Here is a 21,989-nt window from a genome sequence, read left to right on the forward strand (position 1 = left end):
CCAATCAATTCTGAACCTCAGCCGGTGTTTTTTCCAATTGTTCGGTGTCGATATGATACCTATTAACTAAATGTAACAACACTCCATTTGTCCAACCAAAGCCATCCTGTAGCGGATATTCACCGCCGCCGGCAGTTAATTGAGTGTCAACTACATTGTACTTTTCAAGTAATTTGCCGGTTTGCTTAAATACCCTGATATTAAGCTTAAGCCATCGTGTGGCAATTTCTTTGGCCAGGGTATTGTAATTGTATTTTTCAAGACCATCTATAGCCATATATTGCAGCGGTGCCCAGCCGTTAGGGGCATCCCATTGCTGCCCGGAAAAGTTAGGCGTTGTGACCAGTCCTCCGGGTTTCAGGAAGTTGTTTTTAAGGCCATCGGCCACTAAACGGGCTTGTTCATCACTGGCAATTTTAAATTCAAGCGGAAATTCGCCGGCAAGTGTTTCTACTGCAGATTGTTTTTTCAAACGCCAATTGTAATCATCAAACCAACCTGTTTTTTGGTTCCAGCAATATTTTAGGATAGCACTTTTTCGTCTGTTTGCCCTATACCTGTACATTTTAGCCAGCTTGGCATTCTGGATCTGATTTAAACTGCGGGCTATAGTTATTTCCAGGTTATACATTAAGCAATTCAGATCAACAGGTACAATATCAATAGTTTGTATAGTTGGCAACTTACCTGATGCATCAAACCAACGCGTACTGAAATCCCAGCCCGAAGCTGCTGCGGCGCGGATATTTCTATAAAATTGCGCGGGTTGTTGTTGGCTCTCTTTAGCAGCATCAACATCTTTTATATAAGATTCTTCACGTGGTTGATCGCTGTCATCCCAATAGCGGTTTAACAGTCCGCCATCGGGCATTTTTACAACGCGGTGCGCTGCACCATCAGCACCTATTGTTTCCCATCCCTGCATCCAATATTCATATTCTTTGATTAGTTGCGGGCGAAAGTGTACCAGCACCTTTTCTCCCTCGATTTTTGCCAGCAGGTTTACCATCATAGCAAAAAAAGGCGGTTGCGAACGGGTAAGGTAATAGCTGCGGTTGCCGTTAGGGATGAAGCCGTATTTATCAATCAGGTAGGCAAAGTTTTCGACCATGTTGTGGATCACTTTGTTTTGGTGGCTTTCCATTAAACCCAGCATCGTAAAATACGAGTCCCAATAATAAACTTCCCTGAACCTGCCGCCCGGCACAATATACGGATTGGGCAAAGCTACGGCCGAAGAATAAGGTTTTGCTTCATCAGGCCGGCGCTGCAAAACCTGCCACAAAGTATCAATATGTTTGCGGATACCGGCTGATATATCAGTTTGAAAATTGTTGTGTGATACCGGGACGTCGAAATTAGCTAATACAAATGCCTGAAGATTAAATCCAGCTTTGTCTTTCTGTTCGTTATAAGCTTTCATGATAAGCGCCGGGTCTTGCCTGGGCACCGCATCAACAAAGGTTTTGTTATCAGGGAAAATAGTTGATGTTTGAACAGCCTCAAACAATCCCGGAAACTGCTGTCGTGGTGTTGGCGTTTGGGAGCTTGCCCGTAATGCAATGAATAAAAATGCGAGTAAAAAGAATTTTCTCATCAGGTTTAAATTATACCCTGTTGCAGGATGGGTGACTGGTTTATAACTGGAATAAATTTACTGTTTTTTAAAGGAATACAAGTAGTAGTATGTTCTTTTTCAATATGTTCCAAAGGGCTATATTCAACACTAATGTTTGAACCATATGGGGTACAAGGCGCACCCTTAAATGACATTTAATTTCGCTTACGGTTAAAAATAAAAATATTATTTAAACCGTTTGGTTGTATTGTTCAAAGTATTATCTTTCGGTTAAAATATTTAAATATGCTTTATATCCTTATCGCAGCTGCTGTTATTCTTTTTATTGCCCACGTGGTTTTACTGTTTACTTCATTTTCAAAAGGCAACCTGATCTCACCGCGCTACTTTTATTCGCACCTAACATTATGGCTTACAGGGTTATCTGTATTTGCTTTGGCTGCATTATACAGCGGCACAAACCAATCAGGCTTTCTCGATTACTTTGACAGCTGGACAAAAAGATCGTATATCCTGGTATTTATTTTCGGTCTTTCTTTAGTTGCTCATTGCATAGTTACGTTTTTAGTGCTCCCGCTTTTGCGTAAATCTAATGCATCATAATTTGGTAGCTTGCTTAGCTTAATACAAGTCCTTCTTTCAAAGCGAGGTTGTACGTTTCCTTATCAAAACTATACAGATGTGGTGAGCGGTGCGCTCCTATACTGCGCTTTTCGTCCAGTTTTTTTAAAAGGTTGAGAGCTATAAGTTTTTTAGGGAAGTTACTAATATCAAGTTTTTTGCCGAGTAGTGTTTCATAGAGGGCATGTACCTCGCTCAAGGTAAATTTTTCGGGCAGCATATTAAGGCCAATAGGATAATGGTACAGATGTACCCTCATGGTGTGCAAAGCCTCGCGTACCATCTCATTATGGTCATATTCAAGATTGGGCAAACTGTCTATGTCAAACCAGGCACATTCGGCGGTAGTTATATCAGTTTGCAAAACAGTTTGCGAAAAATCAGTTATCGCATAAAAACCCACCGATATTGTTTGATTAAAAAGCCAGTTGCCTTTCAACGAATCAATACCTGTTATCTCCACCCATTTTTTTTCATCAAACTTATTAAACTGGATACGGTCAGGATCGCCGAAGGTTTTAAATTGCTGCAAAAAAAGATTGTCTATCCCCGTACGATCTTTAACATTGCGGTTAGCTGCTTCCACTAATTTTTCGGTGCGCTTAATGTAACCGCCGGGCAAACACCAGCCATCAATATTTCTGTGTTTGATAAGCAGCAATTTGAGCTGTTGTTCATGGTATCCGAAAATAGCACAGTCGATAGATACATGAGGAATGTAATATAAATGCCCGTTGAGTATAAAATCCTTAAATTCTTCTTCTGTTTGCATCTTCAAAAATAGCATTTCCCATTGTTGAAACCATAGCATTAAATTTATTTAGTGAATTTTACTAAATAATAAATTATTGTATCTATCTTCATTTTGTAAAATCTACTAAATAAATAGTACGCTAACCAATTACATAATGAAAACCAATAGAAGAGACTTTATCAAGCATGCCGCGATGGGGGCGGCCGGATTGGGACTGGCGGCATCCATGCCCGAATTTTTGTATGCCAACGCCGGCACAAAACCGTATTTTAAACTTGCTATTTCGCAATTTTCGTTTGCAAGCCAATTCTGGACAAAACAACTCGATCCCCTTGATTTTCCGGCAAAGGCCAAAGAGCTGGGCATAACCGGGTTGGATTACTGTTCTATGTTTTTTGCAGATAAAGCCAAAGACCAGCAATTTTTAAACGACCTGAAAAAACGCGCTGCCGATGCCGGGAGTTACAACCTACGCATCATGGTTGATGGCGAAGGGGTTTTGGGCGACCTGGATGAGGCAACGCGCTTAAAAGCTGTAGACAACCACCATAAATGGATAGATGCAGCCGCCGCTTTGGGTTGCCCCATGATCAGGGTAAATGTGGAAGGAGAAGGTAACCCGGATGATGTAGCTAAAGCGGCTATTGATAGTTTAGGCCGACTCATTGAATACGGCAGCAAACAAAAAATAGATGTCATAGTAGAAAACCATGTAGGTATTTCCTGCAATGCAGGCTGGCTTGCCAATGTTATGAAGCAGGTTAACAGCAAACACTGCGGCACACTGGCCGATTTTGGAAATTTCTGTGTAAACCGTACTAAGCCCGAAACCAATGATATTGCCGGTTATATGAAAACCAAATGCCTGGAAGAGTATGACAAATATAAAGGCATAACCGAATTGATGCCCTATGCTAAGGGCGTGCATGCTAAATCACATGTTTTTATGGCTGACGGCAGCGATCCGGAAACCGATTTCCTGAAAATGTTTAAGATCATTAAAGATTCGGGCTTTAAAGGCTGGGTGAGTATAGAGTATGAAGGCGGCTTGCTGAAAATGTACAGCAAGGACGAAAAATACCTTGATGATTATGCTGGAACAGTAGCAACCAAAAAGCTCATTGAAAAAGTTGCAGCCCAGGTTTAGGCCTTTCATATTTAATCAATTAATGTAATGCAGATAAAAAAATCGTCAACTATATATGATGTTGTTGTAATTGGCTCCGGAGCAGGTGGTGGTATGGCTGCTTATACTTTAGCTACAGCAGGCATAAAAGTGCTCATGCTGGAAGCCGGGCCGTATTTTGACCCCGCAAAAGATTCGCAGCAATTGAAATGGCCATACGAATCTCCGAGAAGGGGTGGTAATGCTACGCGCCCTATGGGTGATTTTGATGCAGCTTACGGTGGCTGGCAAATTGAGGGTGAACCGTATACTCAAAAAGATGGTTCTGAATTTCAATGGTTCCGCTCAAAAATGCTGGGTGGCCGAACTAATCATTGGGGGCGTATTTCGCTGCGTATGGGGCCAAAAGATTTTAAATGTAAAACAGCATATGGAGTAGGTGATGACTGGCCAATAACCTATGATGAAATAAAACCATACTATGATAAGATAGATCGTTTGCTGGGCGTGTATGGTTCCATAGAAGGACTGGAAAATGATCCTGACGGTATTTTTCTTCCGCCGCCAAAACCCCGGCTTAATGAGTTGTTCGTTAAAAAAGCTGCTACCGGCATGGGTATAAAGGTGATTGCTGGTCGTGGTTCGATACTGACAGCACCGTTACCTGGAAATAAAGACAGGGGAGCTTGTTTTTATTGCGGGCAATGTAACCGGAGCTGTAAAATTTACGGCGATTTTTCATCCTCATCATGTCTGGTGATCCCGGCTATCAAAACAGGCAATTTAACGGTTATTACTAACGCTATAGTAAGGGAAATCCTGACAGATAAAGAGGGCCTGGCAAGTGGTGTATCATATATTAGTAAGGAAGATATGCAGGAATACCAGGTTAATGCCAAAACAGTGATCCTGGCGGCCAGCACATGCGAATCGGCACGGATCCTGTTAAACTCAAAATCAGATAAACACCCTAATGGGTTGGCCAACAGCAGCAATGCTGTAGGTAAATATCTGCACGATTCTACCCAGGGAGGTGGCGTAGCGATATTGCCGCAATTGTTTGGCCGCAAACGATTTAATGAAGATGGAGTTGGCAGTCTTCACTTGTATGCCCCATGGTGGTTAGATAACAAGAAACCAAACTTTGCACGAGGTTATCACCTTGAAATCTTCGGTGGCATGATGATGCCCGGTTATGGCGGTTACTTTGGTTTTGAAGGGGCCGTTGTGCCATTTCTGAATGGCTTTGTTCCCGGTGCAGATGGCAAAACAAAGGACGCAGGTGGCTTTGGCTTATCGCTAAAAAACGACTACAGGACCTTTTACGGCAGCATGGCAGGTGTAGGCTGTCATGGCGCATCGACAGCCAGAGAAGATAACTATTGTGAGATTGACCCTACCGTGGTTGATAAATACGGCGTACCGGTTCTGCGTTTCAGGTATAAATGGGCACAGGACGATATCAACCAAGCCAAACATATGCAGGATATCTCGCAGGAGATTGTGAAACAAATGGGTGGAATTTCACTTGTGCAGCCCAAAGGCCCGGAAACAAATTATGGGTTGGACAAACCAGGCAAGGGCATTCATGAGGTTGGCACGGTGCGTATGGGTGATGATGCTAAAAAAGCCCCGCTCAATAAATGGGGGCAGGCAAATGATTGTAAAAACCTGTTTGTGACAGATGGTTCGGTTTTTACCCAGCAATCCGAAAAGAACCCTACTTGGACAATCCTCGCGCTCTCCATGCGTACTGCCGAATATCTGATAGATCAGCGTAAAAAACAGAATGTTTAACCTTAGCAATTTGACAACATGAACAGACGAGATAGTTTAAAAGCCATAGGTTTAGGTACGTTATCGGCAACAGCACTTATTACCTCCTGTAAAGGTCGATCTGAAGAAAGCTCAGCCGCAGAAAATATTGAGGTAGCATCCACAGGGCGGCAAGACTTTGAAATAGCCCGTGACAAATCATTGCTTAAAGAAACCTTTTTTGACAAGCATGAAATGGCCACCATAACGGTACTTGCCAACCTCATCATACCAAAAGATACAAGAAGCGGCAACGCATCCGACGCCAAAGTACCTGACTTTATTGAATTTATTGTAAAAGATGAATCCGAACATCAACTGCCAATGCGCGGTGGACTTAAATGGCTGGATATGCAAAGCCTTAACCGTTATAATAATGATTTTTTGAGTTGTACGCTGCAACAGCAAACCGAATTGATCAGCGAGATAGCATATCCATTTAAGGCAAAACCAGCTATGCAGCCCGGGGTAGCTTTCTTCAGTAAAATTCGCGACCTCACGGCTATCGGGTTTTTTACCAGTAAAATGGGCATTGAAGATCTTGGCTACAAAGGAAATTCGCCCGGCAAATGGGAGGGTGTACCTCCTGATGTGCTGAAGCAATATGGCCTCGAAAATGTTTAACCCCTACATGTAAAGCCTCCTGTAAAACATTACAGGGGCTTTTTTAGGTTAGTAGATTTAGCAGGTCATCTTTTGAAAGTGAACTTGTAACAGTTTTGTCGGGGGTGATCAGTTTACTTGCAATATCTTTTTTTGATTGCTGCATTACCATGATCTTTTCTTCAATTGTGCCTGGGCAAATAAGCCTCACCGCTACGATCTTCTTATCCTGGCCTATGCGGTGACAGCGGTCTATAGCCTGATTTTCAACGGCTGGGTTCCACCAGGGGTCAACAAGGTAAACATAATCTGCTTCTGTTAAATTAAGGCCCGTGCCGCCTGCTTTGAGGCTAATGAGGAAAACCCTGATGCCAGCATCATTTTGAAATTCGTTTACTACCTGTTCCCGCTTGCGGGTTTGCCCGGTTAGATAGGAAAAGCCGATACCGCGGGCACTTAACTCCTTGCGGATAAGATCAAGCATGGATACAAATTGCGAAAATATCAGGATCTTATGCTGATGCTTTTTACTTTCAATTTCATCCATCAGGGCATCCAGCTTGGCTGAAGCTTCGCCCGGCATTTTTTCTCCTTTTAGCAGCATCGGCGAATCACAGATCTGCCTGAGTTTATTTAGTCCCTTCAGCACATTCATTGAGCTTTTTTTAAGATCTTCATTTGTTGTAGCCGAAATATATTCTCTAAATTCTTTCTCGTAAGAATCATAAATATGGCGTTGTTCCTGCTTCATTTCGCAGTACAATACCATTTCTGTTTTTTCAGGTAGTTCCGCCGCAACCTGCTGTTTGGTTCGTCGAAGAATAAAAGGTTTAACTTTTTCCTGAAGCTGTGCCGCGCGTTTACTTCCTTTAAATTTATCAATAGGGACTGCATAAATATCTTTAAAGTACTGTTTGCTTCCCAGCAAACCGGGGCAGGAAAATGATAGCTGGCCATACAGGTCGAACGTATTATTTTCAACAGGTGTGCCTGTTATGGTGATCCTGTTACGAGATTTCAGCAACCGGGCAGCCTTGTAACGCTGCGACTCGGGATTTTTGATATTTTGGGATTCGTCGAGAAAAACGTAATTGAAATTAAAATCCTTTAGAAAATTAATATCCGACAGCAAAGTACCATACGAGGTGAGTACAATTTCATACTGATGCAAGTGTTTGGTGTGCTTAAGCCGCTCGGCTCCGTAAATAGTATGAACCCTGATGGAAGGCGCAAATTTTTGCACTTCCTGCTGCCAGTTAAACAGGAGCGATGTAGGTACTACAATGAGGTTAGTGTTGTTTTCAACCCTGCTTCGCTGCAGTAGTACAAAGGCAATAACCTGGATACTTTTGCCCAGTCCCATATCATCGGCAAGGCAGCCGCCAAAATTAAGCTCATCTAAAAAGCTCAACCAGTTCAATCCCTGTTTTTGATAGCTACGGAGCGTTCCGTTTAATCCTGGGGGTACAGGCACTTCGTTAATGATTTCTGTACCGGTTAGTTTTCTGCTATATACAGCAAGCTCGTTTCGTACGTCTTCATCCAACATATCCTCATCATAATATTGCTGTATAGCTGTATAATTACTTTTTGAAGTATGCAGTGTATCATCGTCACTGACCTCTCCCGAATTAAAATATTCAGTGAACTTCGCTATCCATTCAGACGGGAGAATCCCCCTGGTGCCGTCATCAAGCCTTATGTATTTGCTTTTGTTTTTTACAGCCTGGTGTATCTGCTTTAATGAAGCCCTTTTTTTGCCAAATTTTAAATCAATAACCGTATTGAACCAGTTAATGCCACTTACTACGTTAATATTTATCTTTACCTTATGTGGGTTAAGCTTATTGCCCTCCAGCTCATTAAAGCCAAGTATTTCGATGTTATAATTATGCCATTCGTCAAATACATTCAGAAACCAGTCTTCATCTAAAAAATATCTTTTGTGCAGATAAAAGTAGTCAAGATCATTATCCAGCTGTTCATTAAAATATGGGTGCTGTTTAACGAGCAAAGCGGTAAATGCTATTTCTTCGTCATCGCGTCTTTTTACTAAAAACTGGTTGCCTTTTTCATCGGTGCCATAGATCTGTTTCTGAGTACGAATAGGTATTTCGGCTTCCCCATAACGCATCACAGGGATAATCATGACATGGGCACCAAAATCCGAAAGGTAAATTATCTTTTCGGCAGGCTGATCAAAACCTTCTTTTTTAATTTGCTCTTGTGTTGCCGGTTTAATATACGTATAATCAATGCGAAGCTTGTTCTCCAGCTTATTAAGCAGGTGTGATTTCAGCTCGCCGAATTTACTTTTGTGAACCTGCAAACTACCCTGCTTTTTTTTCAGCAGCTCGATAACATTTAATACCTGAAGGCTTTCAACAAGATAAAGCGTATTGCCTGTACTTATAAAATAAGTGTACCTTATATCAAGATCTTTTACATCATACAGCATGCCATCTATATTAAAAATACCGCTTATTTCATAAAACTCGTCCCAGGTGTTTACTTTAAGTTCGAGGTCGGTCTTTAAAGGCTTAACCTGAACCTGGCTTACAGAGCTTGCAGTTATCTTTTCTGATATATTGTTGTCATGAGCGTAAAAATTATAAGCTAACGGGTTTTTGATGATGGCCTTTAGTGCTGCTATATCAGCAACGGTTCTTTGGGTATTGATGTGGTTTTGAAACTTATGAACACCTGTAAAAAACTTAAGTTGTTGAGCATCGTTAGTTTCCCATACCAAGTCTAAAGGTGCTATCGGTACTAATGGGTTTTTGATCTTTCCGTCTTTAGTAGTTTGTGCAGCGTATAGTTCAACAAATAAGTATTTATAGTATTTATGTTGTTTTAGTACGATGATGGTTTTCGTTTCAGCATTATCAGCGGGCAGTTCAATAGGTTCAATATTATCATTTACAATGACATTTTGAAAATTGGTTAGGCTTTCTTTAGTAACGGCTGTTAAAGTTGCCGATCGGGGAATAATTTCAAAACTTTTGGATAGTGCCTTCACCTCAAAAAACTTGTCGAGATCGGGCCGGTCTTCAAGCCCGTAATCGGCTGCTGCCTTTTTTAATTTTTTATGTCTTAGGTCGCCATCAAAAAATACGCGTAACTCATCACGTTGTGTAATGGCCGATAATACCTGTGCCTGGTGTTCGCAAAGTTTATTACCTGTGGCATGGCATCCGCATGAAAGTGCAAGCTGTCCTTCATCACTGGTAACAATTACCTCTGGAAAAGCAACCATGCCCGATTGATTAGTGAATGCTCCCTGATTAATTTCAAGGTGTTTAGCCAGTATTTGCCTGTAACTCTGCGTGTCAAAATAAATACTGACCGCCGCGTGAGCGGCAATAATACTTTCGCTAAGGTCTGCTAAAGTTGCGCCTTTGATGATGATATTATGGTTGCCTGAGCCTTCCTGGTAGCTGATTGTCCTGATCACTATAGCTTTAATGTGTTACCCGGTAAATATCATAACAATTATGCTAAAGATTTAATATTAGTAGGCCCAATTTATCCGGAATGCCTGTCATTATACGTAAAAATACGGCAAGGCAGCCTAAAAATACCGTGTAATTACGTTGGTTTGCATGCACGATATTGCATTATCTTTATTGTAGCCTCATCAACGCCTGCAAGCGATTAATCAACCAATTTTACAACCTAACCAAAAAAATTATGAAAATTTCTGCGCTTGATGAAAATGGCGCACCAGTTGACTGGTGGTTTATTTACAAAGTTCCTCAACTTGACGGAGGGGTGGGCAATGACAAGGCTACAGGGTACGAATATGTTTATTATGACTCAAAAATTGATGCCAACACCGATCCGAGACTAAGAGTCATAAACAAATCCCCCAATGTTTTAAACAGCGACAAAGGTGCAGTCAATCTTACAATGGATTCTGTGTTTAAAAACTTCAAATCGCCGGGCCCTACCACCGGATGGATCCTTTATAATGATGAGATGCCCGAAAGTCTTAATAAACATGACGATGGTACCAGGGGCCACACCAAAGGAGTACTGGCTTTTGATACCGAATCGCAAACGGCATTCTGGCTGCTTCATTCATGGCCGAAATTTGCCGACCCGGGTGCTATTAAAGATCCCACACCCAAATATGGGCAAACCTATTTATGCATTTCTTTAGATCTGGATACAGCCAACGCCATTGCAAAGCAAATGCTTAACCACCAGGAACCGCAGATCTACTTTCATAATACAGCCAACCTGCCCGAAACCGCAGACCTTTATAAGCTGACACAGCCGTTAACAAATCATCCATCGCCACTTGGCGATGCTATCGATCTACAATCTATCGGAGGTATGCCCTTCAAAGTTATAGCCAAGAACCGGGAATGGAATAAGGATTTTTGGAACGAATTGGTAGGTGTTGTTTTGGAAGATGATTTGGACGTTGAAACCTGGATTCGGGGCCCCATTCCGCCTATTGCCGACAGCGACGGTATTCACAAAACTTTTGACGTTAAATATATCAACTTGGGCTTCATGGGCGCGCATTGGGCCTGGCCCGAAACAAGTGACCATGCTAAGTGGGGAGTTACTTTACATGAACCATGGATTTGCATTGGCGATATTAACCGTATGATCTCGCAACGAAAACGAGGAGGGGGGACTATTGCATTTAAAAATCAAACATTATGGTCGGGCCTGTCCAAAACAACACTGTTATTGGCTCCTCCCGGGCATAACAGGACCGAAGCTCATGAGTTGATCCAAAAAACGCATCATCATCATGCAGAAGCTCCTTTGAGAGTACAACAGTGATGGGAAACTGGAAATATTCATTTCGATACCGGTCTTTGAAAACAAAGACCGGTATCGAAGAATAAAGTATTGGGCAAAATAAAATAGGACTAAAAGGACAACCTCTTTGTCAGATTATTTTGGATCATTTCAGATACCTCGAAAAAAGTGGTCAGTTTTTGCTGCTCTATACCAGCTTCTGCTAACTCGTTTATTTTTTCAACGCTTAATTTAATGTGGGGTATTGAACTTATGGCCAATGCTGAAAGCGAGATATAATGCTGACGCCTGTCGTCAGGATTAACATTTACCGATATTAATCCGCGCTTTTCCAGTTCAAAAACAATCACCGCCGTGCGCGATTTATCAATCTGAAGCAGTTGCGAAAGTCTGTTTTGTGTAATCTGTTTCTCCTCAACGGCAAGCGTTAATAACGCTTCAAAGTGATGATCAAGTTCAAAAGGAGAAAGTTCTTTTAAGATCATTTTAGTGTATAAGTAATTGATCTTTTTTAATCTTTTTGATATCAATTGTATATTTTTCATACGCTTATGAAAGTAAGTCCATTGCCTTTATTTTAATGTGTTTCCCGTAATCCTGTATGCTCTGCACGTGCCTCTGCAATATCATACTCTAATTCAGGGTCAATATTCTGTGCCTCAACTTTCCTGGCTTTTTCCATCAGTTCGTCATGGTGTTCCTGCAAATAAGCAAGCTGCTTTTTCCCGTAGGATAATCTTGTAAGGAGTACAAACAGCACCGGCACAACAAAAATGGATATAGTTGACGATGCGATCATTCCCCCCAGCACGGTAACGCCTATCGTATTTCGGGATTCGGCACCTGCGCCTGTTGCCAGCACAAGTGGTAATACGCCTAAAATAAACGCCAATGATGTCATGATGATCGGTCGCAAACGCAGGCGTACAGCTTCCAGTGTCGATTTGATAAGCTCCTCGCCACGGTCTACCCTTAACTTGGCAAACTCTACAATAAGAATGGCGTTTTTTGCTGATAGGCCTATCAGTGTTATTAAACCTATTTGTGCGTAAACGTTGTTAGTTATGGTTGGCGAAACAGATAGTGCTACTATAGCCCCAAATGCACTGATAGGAACCGCAAGCATAACCGAAAATGGTACCGACCAGCTTTCGTACAACGCGGCAAGAAAAAGGAATACGAAGATAATGGAGAACAGGAAGATATAAACCGTAATGGAACCTGCTTTGATCTCCTCATAGCTTAAGCCCGAAAACTCATAAGAATAGCCGCGTGGCAGTGTGGTAGCAGCCAGTTGCTTCAGTGCTTCAATGGTTTGACCACTGCTGTATCCGGGCGGAATAGCGCCATCAACTTCTGCCGAACGGAAAATGTTAAAATGGGTAATCAAAGGTGCGGCAACAATTGGCTTGTAGCTGATAACTGTACTTAGGGGCAGCATTTGGCCCGCCGAGTTATGTACATAATATTTATTAATATCAGATACCAGTGCCCGGTAGGAGGTATCTGCCTGAACTACCACGTGATAGGTACGGTTATATAACGTGAAGTTATTTACAAACAAACTGCCCATGTAGGCCTGCATTGTTGAAAATACATCCGAAATATTGATGCCCAGCTTTTCGCATTTCTCCCGGTCTACGTTTAATTCATAGCTTGGCGTATGTGCCGAAAAATAGCTGTAAGCGCCTGCCGTTGCCGGTACTTTTTTAGCAGCGGCTACAAACTTTTTGACTGTCTTTTCAAAAGCATAGATATCGTCGGTAGAATTTCCCTGTTCTATCTGCATGCTAAAACCTGCTGCCTGGCCTATACCCCTGATTGGTGGGGGTTGGGCAACAACAATATTGGCGTTTTTGATACCTGCTTTGGCAATTTTTTGTTTAATGACATTCATTAAACCCTGTATCCTGGTGTTGGGTGTAGTACGATCATCCCAGGGGGTAAGCATGCAAAACATGGATCCATTATTTGAGTTTGCTCCGCCGTTAAGGATATTGAAACCTGAAATGGCTGTGTAATGCAATATACCCGGAGTTGAGGCAACAATTTTCATCAGCTTGGTCATCACATTAACAGATTGAATTGTGGCTGATGCTTCCGGTAACTGGTAGGTTATATACAACCTGCCGCCATCTTCAGATGGAACAAAACCCGAGGGTTTTGTCTTAAACAAAATATAGGTACCTGCACAAATGCATACCAGTAAGATAATAATGTAGCGGGCTCCCTGTATGCACTTTCTTACACTGTTAGCATAGCTGAACGACATTTTATCAAACATCCGGTTAAAGGCATTGAAAAACCTGTCTATCAAATTTTGCTTAGCGCCATCTGCTTTAGCGGGGCGCAATAACAGTGTACATAATGCCGGCGTTAAAGAAAGCGCTACAAATGCCGATAGCATTACAGAAATTGCAATGGTAATTGCAAATTGCTGATACAAGCGCCCAACTATTCCCGGAATGAAGCCAACAGGCACAAATACCGATGCAAGAATAAGCGCAATGGCAATTACCGGTGCCGAAATCTCTTTCATAGCATGGTAAGTAGCCTCTTTGGGCGACATCCCTTTTTCGTCTATATAGTGCTGTACAGCCTCAACCACTATAATGGCATCATCAACCACTATACCTATGGCCAATACAAAGCCAAACATAGTAAGGGTGTTTATGGTAAATCCAAGCGGTATAAAAAAGCAAAACGTGGCCAGTATAGATACCGGGATAGCCATAATGGGGATGAGCGTTGATCGCCAGTTTTGAAGAAACAGCAATACCACTATGGCCACCAGGCCCAGTGCTTTAAGCAATGTGCCTACTACTTCCTGCATCGAAACCTTGATAATAGTTATGGATTCAAAGGGTACTACATAATCAACATCGCTTGGAAATGATTTTTTGAGTTTTGCTAATGCTGCATATACATTTTCGGCTGTTTGCAGCGCATTACTCCCCGGCGACTGATACACCTGGATAGTAGAGGCACGGTTGCCGTCAATAAAGGCATTGCTCGAAAACGTAAATTTACCGAGCTCAACCCGGGCAACATCTTTGAGCCTCACAAGCTGGCCTCTGCCCGGAATGCTTTTGATGATAATGTTTTCATACTCCGACGCTTTATTGAGCATGCCGTTAACCAATATTCCACTTTCATAAACCTGCGATGAAGATTGCGGAGGCGCGCCTACGGCCCCCGCAGCAACATACATGTTTTGTGAGGACAGCGAACTGGTAACCTCGGCAGGGGTTAGTTTATAGGATGCCATTTTATTAGGATTGAGCCATATACGCATGCTGAAATTATCAGTACGCGCAGTTACATCGCCAACGCCCGGCACGCGTAGTATGGCATCCTCAATAAAGGTGTTAGTATAGTTATCTAAAAAAGTAATGTTATGGGTATGCTTTGGCGAGTAAATACCAATCATCATCAACTGATCGGGGTTACTGGCACGTACGGTTAAGCCCAGCTTACTTACAACGGAGGGCAATAACGGCGAAGCAATCCCCACTCTGTTTTGAACGTTAAGCGCTGCTATATGCACATTGGTGCCAATTTTAAAAGTGACCCTGATACCCATACCGCCACTATTGGTGCTGGTACTGGTCATGTACTCCATGCCCGGTGTACCGTTTACCTGCTCTTCGATGGGTGTGGCCACCGTTTGTTCAACGGTTTGCGCATCAGCACCAGTGTAGGAACCATTAACGGAAACACTTGGGGGCGAGATGTTCGGATATTGGTCTACAGCCAGGTTAAACAGACATATCAGCCCTGAAATCATCAATACTACGGATATAACGATTGCAGTGACCGGTCTTTTTATAAATGTATTTGCGATCATCGTTATTCAGTTTTATGTAATTCGCGGGATTTTGCAATCTCGTATTCCAACTCAGGATCGATATTCTGGGCTTCAACTTTTTGAGCCTTTTCTTTCAGGCTTTCGCGATGGGCCTGCAGGTATTCCAGTTTGTCGGCACCGTATGAAAAACGGGTTATTACTACAAACAACACCGGCACAATAAATATTGCTATTGTTGATGCCGCAAGCATACCGCCAAGCACAGTGTAACCTATAGTTTGCCTTGCTACAGCGCCGGCCCCGGTAGCCAGTACCAACGGCAAAACACCTAAAATAAATGCCAGTGATGTCATGACGATAGGCCTTAAGCGTAAGCTTACGGCTTCAAGTGTTGATTTGATCAGTTCTTCGCCCTGATCAACCCGCACCTTTGCAAACTCCACAATTAGGATGGCATTTTTTGCCGCCAAACCTATCAGGGTTATCAAACCTATCTGGGCGTAAACGTTATTGGTAAGGCCTGGGACCATTACAAGCGCAACGATTGCACCTAAAGCGCCGATGGGCACGGCCAGCAGTACCGAAAACGGAACAGACCAGCTTTCATACAGTGCTGCCAAAAAGAGAAACACAAACGTGAGGGAAAATATAAAGATGTAGATAGTGGTTGAACCTGCTTTTACTTCTTCATAACTTAAACCCGACAACTCAAATTCGTACCCCTCGGGTAAAACTCGTTTTGCCAGTTTCTGCATTTCGGTTATTGCTGCACCGCTGCTGTAACCTTCGTTGGTTGAGCCATCAATTTCGGCCGAGCGGAAGATGTTAAAGTGGGAGATCAGCGGCGGGGCATCAACCGGCTTATAACTAATAACCGTTCCTAATGGCACCATGCCGCCGGCCTGATTGCGTACATAGTACTTATCCATGTTGGTTACCAGTTTCCGGTAAGCCGTATCTGCCTGTACAACTACGTGAAAAGTGCGGTTATAAGTAGTAAAATCATTAATGTAAAGGCTGCCCATATACGCCTGTATAGTGGTAAAAACATCGGCCACATTTACACCGAGTTTTTCGCATTTCTCCCTGTCAACCGTTAGGCTGTAATTAGGGGTGTGCGAAGTATAAAAAGTAAAGGCTTTTTTAATTACCGGATTTTTGTTGGCTTCGGTTACAAAGTTGTTTACCACTTTTTCAAATGCCTGCAAATTATCGGTAGTACTGCGTTGCTCTATCTGCAAGCTAAACCCAACTGTTGTACCAATGCCTGGCAGGGGCGAAGGTTGGATCACCTCAACGTTGGCATCATTTATACCGGCGTCGGCAATGCGTTTTTGCAGTACGCCTATAATTCCGGGTACCTGCTCGCTTGTTTTACTCCTGTCGTCCCAGGGTGCAAGTTGACAATAAATGGTGCCGTTATTAGAGTTGCTTGCATTGGTAACAACGTTAAGGCCCGATAGTGCAGCGTAATGCGCAACTCCGGGTGTGGAACCAATTACCTTCATTAATTTCGACATCACTTCAACCGAACGGGCAGTAGACGAAGCCGGAGGCAATTGAAAAGTGACGTATAGGTTTCCGTCATCTTCAGAAGGTATAAAACCCGATGGTTTACCCTGGAAAAGGAAGTAAGCACCTGCACAAATACATATTAGTATAATGATAACCAGGCGTGATGCCTTAATGCTTTTTTGTACGCCAAGGGTGTAGCGGCTGGTTATTCGTTCAAATACATTGTTAAAAACAAAAAACCATTTATTGATACCTTTTGCTTCCTTGTTAATTGGCGAGGGTTTGAGCAACAACGTGCAAAGGGCCGGCGTTAACGATAAAGCTATAAAAGCCGATATGATAACAGATATGGCGATAGTGATAGCAAATTGCTGATAAAGGCTGCCAACGATGCCAGGTATGAAACCTACCGGCACAAATACTGCGGCCAATATAAGCGCAATAGCGATAACCGGAGCCGAAATATCCTTCATGGCAGTATAGGTGGCTTCTTTCGCAGACATATGTTCATGATCGATATAGTGCTGCACAGCCTCAACCACAATAATGGCATCATCAACCACAATACCAATGGCTAACACAAACCCGAACATGGTTAAGGTATTAATGGTGAAGCCAAGCGGTATAAAGAAGCAGAACGTACCAAATATAGATACAGGTATTGCAAGTACCGGGATGAGTGTTGAACGCCAGTTTTGTAAAAACACAAATACAACTACGGCAACCAGCGCCAATGTTTTTAAGAGCGTGCCTATCACATCGCTCATGGATACCTTTACAACCGTAACAGATTCAAAAGGTACCTGGTACTGTACATCGGCCGGGAAGTTTTGTTTCAGCTTGGCGAGGGCGGCGTATACTCCATTGGCAGTTTCAAGTGCGTTACTGCCGGGTGCCTGGTATATTTGCAGATATGACGCTTTATGGCCATCGACAAAAGAATTACTTGAGAAAGTAAACTTACCGAGTTCAACGCGGGCTACATCTTTAAGGTAAACCATCTGGCCGGTTGCAGGTATGGTTTTTACAATTATCTTTTCAAACTCAGATACTTTACTTAACCGGCCATTTACCAGGATACCCAGTTCGTAGGTTTGGGTTGAAGCTTGCGGCGGCACACCTGCCGTTCCTGCTGCCACCTGTACGTTTTGTGCGTTTAGGGCAGCAATAACATCAGAAGGAGTCAGGCTGTATGAGGCCATTTTGTCCGGGTTCATCCAGATGCGCATGCTAAAATCGTCGGTAAAGCGGTTTATACTTCCCACGCCCGGCACCCGTAACAAAGCATCCTGGATAAAAATATTAGTGTAATTATCTAAGAAGGTAATGTTATGTGTGCCTTTAGGGGCGTATATGGCCACCATCATAAGCATACTTGGGTTAACTGCACGTACGGTAAGCCCCAAACGGCTTACCACAGCCGGCAGTAGCGGCGTGGCTATGCTAACCCTGTTTTGAACATCAAGCGCGGCCACATCGATATCGGTACCGGGCTTAAAAGTTACATTCAAAGTCATTTGACCATTGTTGGTGCTGTTACTTTGCATATACTCCATTCCTGGTGTACCATTTACCTGTTCTTCAATAGGGGTGGCAACGGTTTGTTCAACCGTTTGGGCGTCGGCCCCGGTAAACTGGCCATTAACCTGTACAATGGGCGGTGTAATATCTGGGTATTGATCTATAGGTAAAAGCAATATGGATACCGTACCTGTAATCACCAATACAATGGATATTACTATCGCCGTTACAGGCCTTTTTATAAAGGTATTTGCTATCATAAATGTTGTCCTGAATAAATTAAAAGTGTTTTGTTGGTTTGCGGCAATTAACGGCCGCCTTTACCACCTGCCGATGGGGCTGCTTTATTAGCAGTTGTTATCGGCACGCCATTACGCAGCAGTTGTACACCATCAACTACTATACGTTCTCCGGCTGCAATGCCGCTTTTAATGATCATGTTTGCCCCAATAGTTTGTCCCGGCTGAACCTTTTTTTGCAAGGCAAAAAGCCTGGATATTTTATTTTTGGTAGAGTCGGCTCCTGCTTTTGGGTTGTTGACCAAACTATCCTTGGCGGTAAACACAAAATATTCGCCCATTTGCTCAATTACCGCTTTGCCCGGCACCAGTAGCTGAGGGCCTGCCTCCTGGTTATGTACCCGCACAATACAGCTCATACCAACTCTCAACATACGTTTAGGGTTAGCAAACACAAGCCTTATCGTTACTGAGCCGGTTTGCGGATTAACCGCGCGGTCAATAACTGAAATTTTCCCGTTTACAGGGTAAAGTGAATTATCCGACAGTAAGAGTGTGAAAAGAGAATCCACACCCTGTTTTTTGGTTTGCTGAAGGCGTTCAAATTGTGGTAATTGCTTTTCGTTTATTACAAAGTCAACTGCCATTGGGTCATCTGTCGAAATGGTGTTTAATACAGTTGAACCAACATTTACCACATCGCCCAGTTTAACCTGGCTAAAACCTATCGTACCGCTAAAAGGTGCATAAACCGTAGCGTAGTTTAAGTTAGTTTTAGCCGTTTTTACAGCCTGACCAGATGCGCTTAACTGGTTTTGTGCATTTTGCAATGTGATAACCGCATGGTCATAAAGCTGTTTGGCAACGGCATTGTACTTGTTTAAATATTCATACCTGTCGGCATCCTGTTGTGCCTGGGTCAGGCTGCCTTCGGCAACTTTTCGGTTAGCTACGGCGGCGTCGTAATTATCCTGGTATATGCGCCTGTCTATTTCAAATAGTTTTTGTCCTTTTTCTACATGTGTACCTTCAGTAAAAAATATACCGGTTATAGCCCCCTGTACTTGTGGCAGCAGGTTAACCTGGCTTAGGGCCGCGGTAGTAGAAGGGTACTGATCGTAATAAAGTACATTCTTCGCTTTAACCTTTAGTAAATTAACCGGTATTTCGGAATTAACGGGTGGCTGTTTTTGTTTGCATGCACCCAGGATAAGTATGCTGATAAAGCTGGTAATTAATGATATTTTGTTCATGGAGATTATATTTTCTTTAGCATTAATAAGTAACATTACCGATTGCCTTTTGCAGGTCTATCTTGCTCGACAGCAGTTGAAACAATGAGTTTGTATAATTTATTTCTGCGGTAATGAGATTTGATTCGGCGGTTATTACATTAAGGTAGGCTACAACACCTTGCTTGTATTGCAGGTTCACAACAAAGTATACTCGTTTTGCCATGCCCACGTTTTTTTGCTGCTCCTGGAAACTGTACAGGTTGCTTTTATAGCTGGCCAGGCTTGTGGTATATTGCTTATATATTCCAAGCTTTAAGTCTTTTTCATCCCAGTTGATCAACTGCTCCTGCAATCGTGACTTGTGTATGCTATGTGTGCGTGCAAACCCGGTGAAAATGGGGATGCTGAGTGATAACCCTACCGATGAACTTGGATTTGAGCCTGACAACAGATCAGAAAAATGATTATTGGCAAATTGCAGCCCATAATTAAAAAAGCCGGATACTGTAGGCAAAAAGGCGTATTTATAATATTTGGTAAGTTGCGCCTGCAAGTCTTTACGGGTTTGAATTTGTTGATATTCAATCCTGTTTTCATATTGCAGCCGTTCGCCGGTATCAATACGGATGTCGTTCATCATTTGCACGGTATCGATACTTACATTAAATTGCTTTTCAGGCTCGTATCCAATCAACTGCTTCAAAGCGGCATACTGCGGAACAAGGTTTTCTTTGGCCTGTTTTAATTGCGTTTTTGAGTTACTAAGCGTGATAGTTGCCTGCAAATAATCTGTTTCATCGGCAATGCCACCTTTATATTGATGATAGGCATCGCGCAGGCTTTTGCCAAGTCTTGTAGTATCCTCTTTTAATACGTTGATTTGCTGTAGGGTGAGCAGTACATTATAAAAAGCTTTACTGACCGATGTTACCAGATAAATTTTTGTACTGTCTGTAACCTGCTTTGCTTGTTTTACAAGCAAGGGCGCACTTTTGGCAGCATACAATAGTCCCGGGCTCACAATTGCTTGCGAAACGGACAATTCGGGAATGAATGTATTGACATAATTACTGCGGATGGGTGTGCCGGTAGTGCTTCCCGTTGCTGATCCGTTAGCCGTATTGGTTGAAATATTGTTATTGGGTTGCTGTATATAATGAATAAGATTGCCGCTGGCATTAACCTGTGGCAACCATGCCGCTAAATTAATAGCGTTTGTAGTATGGGCTATATCCGTGTTGATAAGTGATTGGTTTAATGCGGGTTGGTGAATTAAGGCATAATCGATGCACTGTCTTAAGGTTAACGATTGCCCGGTGTCTGCCGTAAGTGGCATAACAGGGAAACCTACTTTACCCGTGTCTGGTACTTGATCGGGAGCAGGGAACTGCTTTTTGTTGATTTGTGCTGAAGTATTTAGTGATATAAGGCACAACATAGCCGCAGCAAAAAAACAGGTGCGTACTAAGTGCATGCTGAAAAACATGTTTTTCATTATTAACCGATATTTATTTAGAATTGACTTTAATCCGCATGCATTGACGTATAGCGAGGGCTATTTACCGGAGCGCCATTATTTACGGCAACTTCAATAAGCAAGTCCTGCTTGAGCGTTACATTGATTAAATATGATTAGATGAACACGCGAAAATTCGCGCAATGAAGTATGGCCAAACCTATATTAGTTGTACAAAATTTGGCAGACCATACACAAGAGGCGGTGGTCAGATCCTTAATCTGCGTAGCTTAAGGTAAACACCGGGATAGGAGATATCACCCGGGCCTGAATAGATTTCGCGCCTTTTTGCTAAAAATAATAAAGTTATCGCGCTGAAAATAAAAGCAAGCAGGGGAGTAAAGGCGGTTGTTTTGGGTACCAGTATTTTGCGTTTACTTTCAATAACCGAACGGATGCCATGATGTGCCGCCGACGTACCGTTACTTTGGCTGCGGTTTTTATGAATAAACTCGTTATTAATTAAGGCCTTGAGCTTTATAGCCTCTTTATTAAGATTGGGTAAAAAAAAGATATGCGTTAATGAGATAAATAAATATGCCGCAACTACAAGCATATTTATTAACTGATCGACGATATTTTTAAACCGGTTCACCCTGATTGAATTTTAATTAATTGTAGTACCTATTGCAATCAATAATGTTCTGTAACTATTTCAGTACAAACATGAAAGCTCTGATTTATTGTGCAAATAAGAATACTTTATTCTTTGCCAACATTGCAATTTAAACACTGCCCTGAGTGCCAAACGCATCTTTAAGGGCGCATAAGAGTTGTTTTAACGCAACTATGTTTGTTTCCCTGTTCAAATATTCTTTGCTCTGCAATAATAGTAAGTTTTATTTCTTGCCGTTGTAAAAATTGCTTTACTATTGATT

The 21,989-nt window shown here is 42.4% G+C and carries 14 protein-coding genes; 5 read left to right on the forward strand and 9 right to left on the reverse strand.

Features of this window, described 5'->3' with window-relative positions; translation table 11 throughout:
* Positions 1–4: 4 nt before the first annotated feature.
* Positions 5–1,597, reverse strand: coding sequence for an alpha,alpha-trehalase TreA (gene treA / locus MTO98_RS14870; RefSeq protein WP_243487411.1), 1,593 nt, complete (start codon positions 1,595–1,597; stop codon positions 5–7).
* A gap of 267 nt (positions 1,598–1,864) precedes the next feature.
* Between treA and MTO98_RS14875 the strand changes: the two genes are divergently transcribed.
* Positions 1,865–2,182, forward strand: a complete 318-nt coding sequence (locus tag MTO98_RS14875; protein WP_243487412.1) for a hypothetical protein — start codon at positions 1,865–1,867, stop codon at positions 2,180–2,182.
* A gap of 13 nt (positions 2,183–2,195) precedes the next feature.
* On the opposite strand, the gene MTO98_RS14880 is transcribed toward MTO98_RS14875, so the two are convergent.
* Positions 2,196–3,011 (reverse strand): NUDIX domain-containing protein, encoded by an 816-nt coding sequence (locus MTO98_RS14880; RefSeq protein WP_243487413.1) that lies wholly within the window; start codon positions 3,009–3,011, stop codon positions 2,196–2,198.
* Between the two features lie 97 nt (positions 3,012–3,108).
* On the opposite strand from MTO98_RS14880, the gene MTO98_RS14885 reads away from it, so the two are divergent.
* The 3 genes from MTO98_RS14885 to MTO98_RS14895 are packed head-to-tail and all read left to right on the forward strand — an operon-like array spanning position 3,109 to position 6,519.
* Positions 3,109–4,101 (forward strand): TIM barrel protein, encoded by a 993-nt coding sequence (locus MTO98_RS14885; protein ID WP_243487414.1) that lies wholly within the window; start codon positions 3,109–3,111, stop codon positions 4,099–4,101.
* A 27-nt stretch (positions 4,102–4,128) separates the two neighbouring features.
* On the forward strand, positions 4,129–5,877 hold the full coding sequence (locus MTO98_RS14890; RefSeq protein ID WP_243487415.1) for a GMC family oxidoreductase: 1,749 nt from the start codon (positions 4,129–4,131) through the stop codon (positions 5,875–5,877).
* Between the two features lie 18 nt (positions 5,878–5,895).
* The gene (locus MTO98_RS14895) at positions 5,896–6,519 is read left to right on the forward strand and encodes a gluconate 2-dehydrogenase subunit 3 family protein (RefSeq protein WP_243487416.1); all 624 of its coding nucleotides are present in this window, start codon (positions 5,896–5,898) and stop codon (positions 6,517–6,519) included.
* Between the two features lie 43 nt (positions 6,520–6,562).
* Here the strand turns inward: MTO98_RS14895 and MTO98_RS14900 are convergent, their stop codons facing one another.
* Complete coding sequence (locus tag MTO98_RS14900; protein WP_243487417.1) at positions 6,563–9,952, reverse strand: DEAD/DEAH box helicase; 3,390 nt, start codon at positions 9,950–9,952, stop codon at positions 6,563–6,565.
* A 236-nt stretch (positions 9,953–10,188) separates the two neighbouring features.
* On the opposite strand from MTO98_RS14900, the gene MTO98_RS14905 reads away from it, so the two are divergent.
* Positions 10,189–11,298, forward strand: a complete 1,110-nt coding sequence (locus MTO98_RS14905; RefSeq protein WP_243487418.1) for a deoxyribonuclease II family protein — start codon at positions 10,189–10,191, stop codon at positions 11,296–11,298.
* Positions 11,299–11,387: 89 nt separating this feature from the next.
* Here MTO98_RS14905 and MTO98_RS14910 read toward each other — a convergent pair whose 3' ends face one another.
* The 6 genes from MTO98_RS14910 to MTO98_RS14935 form a co-directional block, all read right to left on the reverse strand.
* Positions 11,388–11,822 carry a MarR family winged helix-turn-helix transcriptional regulator gene (locus MTO98_RS14910; protein WP_243487419.1) on the reverse strand — a complete coding sequence of 145 codons (435 nt, stop codon included), beginning with the start codon at positions 11,820–11,822 and terminating at the stop codon, positions 11,388–11,390.
* A 32-nt stretch (positions 11,823–11,854) separates the two neighbouring features.
* The gene (locus MTO98_RS14915; protein WP_243487420.1) at positions 11,855–15,124 is read right to left on the reverse strand and encodes an efflux RND transporter permease subunit; all 3,270 of its coding nucleotides are present in this window, start codon (positions 15,122–15,124) and stop codon (positions 11,855–11,857) included.
* A 2-nt stretch (positions 15,125–15,126) separates the two neighbouring features.
* Positions 15,127–18,381, reverse strand: coding sequence for an efflux RND transporter permease subunit (locus MTO98_RS14920; RefSeq protein ID WP_243487421.1), 3,255 nt, complete (start codon positions 18,379–18,381; stop codon positions 15,127–15,129).
* Between the two features lie 47 nt (positions 18,382–18,428).
* Entirely contained in the window at positions 18,429–19,613 is a 1,185-nt protein-coding gene (locus MTO98_RS14925) for an efflux RND transporter periplasmic adaptor subunit (RefSeq protein WP_243487422.1), read from the reverse strand.
* A 22-nt stretch (positions 19,614–19,635) separates the two neighbouring features.
* The gene (locus MTO98_RS14930; RefSeq protein ID WP_243487423.1) at positions 19,636–21,090 is read right to left on the reverse strand and encodes a TolC family protein; all 1,455 of its coding nucleotides are present in this window, start codon (positions 21,088–21,090) and stop codon (positions 19,636–19,638) included.
* A 229-nt stretch (positions 21,091–21,319) separates the two neighbouring features.
* On the reverse strand, positions 21,320–21,706 hold the full coding sequence (locus MTO98_RS14935; RefSeq protein WP_243487424.1) for a hypothetical protein: 387 nt from the start codon (positions 21,704–21,706) through the stop codon (positions 21,320–21,322).
* Positions 21,707–21,989 lie beyond the last annotated feature (283 nt).

The organism is Mucilaginibacter sp. SMC90 (assembly GCF_022811725.1).
Taxonomy (GTDB): domain Bacteria; phylum Bacteroidota; class Bacteroidia; order Sphingobacteriales; family Sphingobacteriaceae; genus Mucilaginibacter.